Raw genomic sequence first — 3,146 nt, forward strand, 5'->3', positions numbered from 1 at the left:
CTGCAAATGGTGTAGAGAAAATTGATGGAAACCGTCCTTTCGAAGTAATTTCACAAGAAGTATTACCTGACTTTGATGCGGATGCTATTTTCGTTGTCGTAAACAGAGACGATAAAGCAAAAGCAGCATTTAAACAACTGCAAGAAACACCAATTTGGAAAGACTTAAAAGCTGTTAAAGGTAAGCACGTATACATTATTAATGATCAACCATGGCTTGACTATTCTGCTTTAGGTAACAAAATGGCAATGGATGAAGCAGAGAAAATGTTTACGAAATAATACAGTTTTGCTATTAGGAAAGGCCCTCTAAATTTGGAGGGTCTTTTTATCGTTGTTATTGTTAGAATAAATGAAAAATTATACAATGAAGTTAATTCAATATAGAGGAGATGTGCCAATGTCAGCGCTTATTGTAAGTATCCCGTTAAAAAAACAGTTTATGGAACAAGGGGATAAATAGGCTAGAATTACTGTCCCCGCTATTTTAAAAAAGGGGAGTTTYAGATGACAATKAATCTTTTTCAAAATAAAACTATTAAATTATCAGCTATTAGAGAARCAGATGCTRAAGTAATGGCTATGTGGCAAGAGGATAGTGAGTATTTRAGAAATGTAGATACAGAYTTAGCATTCCCGCAATCTTTACATGAAATATCAAATGATGAACTACTAAAGGGACGGAGATCCAATAGTGTTTCTTTCATGTTAAGAACAGTTCAAGATGATCGTTTAATTGGTTTTGTTGCAATTCAYGGCATAGAGTGGAATAACAGAACAGGTYTATTAGCMATTGGAGTAGGGGATGGAAATGATAGAGGTAAGGGATATGGGAACGAAGCAATACATCTTATTCTAAAGTATGCGTTCTATGAAATGAATCTACACCGCATCGGCCTCGATGTTATTTCGTATAATAAAGCTGCCATTGCGTTGTATAAAAAGATGGGTTTTCAGATGGAAGGATGTATGAGAGAAGCAGTTCAAAGAGATGGAAGATATTTGGATCGTATCATTATGGGGATATTGCGGGATGAATGGATAGAGCTACAAAACTAGTAAAAACAATAATTGTGTAGTGTAGTGAGAAAAATCTAATATTCAGATGGTCAGAAGGAAGGGGTGTACTAATGGAAGGTTTCTCTTCATTAAGAGAGTGTTTATATCAGCTAGAGGAACGATTACTTAAGCCAGAGGTTCGCACATCTCAAAAAGAGCTTAAAAAGATACTTGCAGATGATTTTTTTGAGTTTGGGAGTTCTGGTAAAGTTTTATATAAAAATGAGGATATCGATAAAAATGGAAYAGGCGTGGTAAAAATGACTTTAAGTGATTTTGAAGTACATCCTTTATCCAAAGATGTAGTATTAACTACTTATCGAATATTCAATGAAATAAATAATCAACACTCGTTACGTAGTTCAATTTGGAAATTTAGAGAAGGAAGGTGGCAAATGTATTTTCACCAAGGTACACCTGCTAAATTTTAATGAAGCTATGTTTTTTAGGTGTGAAAAGAAACTATAAAAAATAGAATTGTTGAATATATAGTATGCAGGAGATATAACGATAATTGGCGAAATTTTACAATATACTGATTTAATTTATAAGGAGTTATGCGAGATGAATTTAGAAAAAGCAAAACCAGTAAACGAAGAGGTCGCTGAATTAAAGGAGCTTATAAAAGAGCTACATGGAAGTATGCATCAACTTCAAAGTGAAGTGCAGCAACTAAGACACGAAAGACCGGTTGTTGAAGTGAGGAAAGGTGTTCAATTATCACCAGCAATCATCGGACAAATTGGTGGTATGATTTTAGGTGGATTAGCAATTATAGGTATATTTTGGTGATGAAAAAAGGTTTGTAGCATAGTGCTGCAAACCTTTTTTATTTGACGACATAATTTCATGCAATACAACTTCTACATTAAATAACGTAAATAAATGTAAGCATGTGATAACAATAGCGCAATGATCGTTAAGGGGAAACCGATTTTTAAGAAGTCCATATAAGAGAACCCATGTCCTTCACGTTTTGCAATACCAGCAACGACTACGTTTGCTGATGCTCCAATTAATGTTCCGTTGCCTCCTAGGCAAGCTCCAAGTGATAACGCCCACCATAGTACTTCAATTTGCGGAGAATCGACAGATAGTCCGAGTCCTGTAGCTAAATCTTGAATAAGTGGAATCATCGTTGCGACAAATGGGATGTTATCAATTGTCGCAGATGCGATGCCAGATACCCATAAGATAAGTATAGCAGCGAAACCGATATCGCCATTTGTTACGTCGAGTACTTCTTTTGCGAGTGAAGAAATAAGTCCGATATCAATTAATCCGCCAACGAGAACGAATAGTCCAGCGAAGAAGAAAATTGTTACCCATTCAACGTGGGCAAATACATCTTCAATATCATGTTCTTTCACACCGATTAACATAAGAAGTGTAGCACCTGTCATCGCAATAACGGCAGCGTCTACATGAATAATAGAATGAAGTACAAAGCCTAAAATAGTTAGTCCTAAAATCGTAATGGATTTTAAAAGGAGGCTCTGATCTTTAATATAATCTTTTTCATTTAATGCCATTAGCTTTTCGATTTGCTCAGGCGTTGTTTTTAGTTTGTTGCGATACATGAAGTAAATAATGCCAAGTGTAACGATAGAAATAATGATTACGATTGGAGCTAAGTTTAGTAAAAAGGCATTAAAGTCTAAATGCTTATTAGCTGATCCAATCATAATGTTCGGCGGGTCACCAATTAATGTTGCTGTTCCGCCTATATTTGAAAATAGTACTTCTGAAATTAAATAAGGAACAGGATTTACTTTTAAAATACGTGTAATGGATAGTGTAACAGGTACGATTAATAATACGGTTGTTACGTTGTCCAAAAATGCAGAACCGACAGCAGTTAATAGGGATAGTAATAATAAAATGCGGATTGGTTTTCCGCCAGCTGCTTTTGCTGCTTTTATGGCTACAAATTCAAATACGCCTGATTGACTCGTAATATGTACGAGAATCATCATCCCAATTAAAAGGGTRATYGTTTCCCATTGAATATGYGATGTGAAAGCAGTATGTAAATCTACAATTCCAAAAATAATCATAATAGCAGCACCGAATAGTGCGATGACAGCA

The 3,146-nt window shown here is 35.2% G+C and carries 5 protein-coding genes; 4 read left to right on the plus strand and 1 reads right to left on the minus strand.

All coding sequences use genetic code 11. The features are described from left to right. The 4 genes from AC1DJR_RS23425 to AC1DJR_RS23440 form a co-directional block, all read left to right on the plus strand. Positions 1-281 (plus strand): ABC transporter substrate-binding protein (locus AC1DJR_RS23425; protein ID WP_477003623.1); only part of this gene is annotated, 281 nt, incomplete at its 5' end. Positions 282-506: 225 nt separating this feature from the next. Further along, positions 507-1,058 carry a GNAT family N-acetyltransferase gene (locus tag AC1DJR_RS23430; protein WP_477003624.1) on the plus strand — a complete coding sequence of 184 codons (552 nt, stop codon included), beginning with the start codon at positions 507-509 and terminating at the stop codon, positions 1,056-1,058. A 71-nt stretch (positions 1,059-1,129) separates the two neighbouring features. Beyond that, a complete protein-coding gene (locus AC1DJR_RS23435) occupies positions 1,130-1,489 on the plus strand; it encodes a nuclear transport factor 2 family protein (protein ID WP_477003625.1) in 360 nt (119 codons plus the stop codon). Positions 1,490-1,622: 133 nt separating this feature from the next. Beyond that, a complete protein-coding gene (locus AC1DJR_RS23440; protein ID WP_429687928.1) occupies positions 1,623-1,850 on the plus strand; it encodes a coiled-coil domain-containing protein in 228 nt (75 codons plus the stop codon). A gap of 71 nt (positions 1,851-1,921) precedes the next feature. Here AC1DJR_RS23440 and AC1DJR_RS23445 read toward each other — a convergent pair. Next, a partial coding sequence (locus AC1DJR_RS23445; protein ID WP_477003626.1) for an ArsB/NhaD family transporter occupies positions 1,922-3,146 on the minus strand: 1,225 nt, incomplete at its 5' end.

Source organism: Bacillus sp. 05T31 (assembly GCF_056396725.1).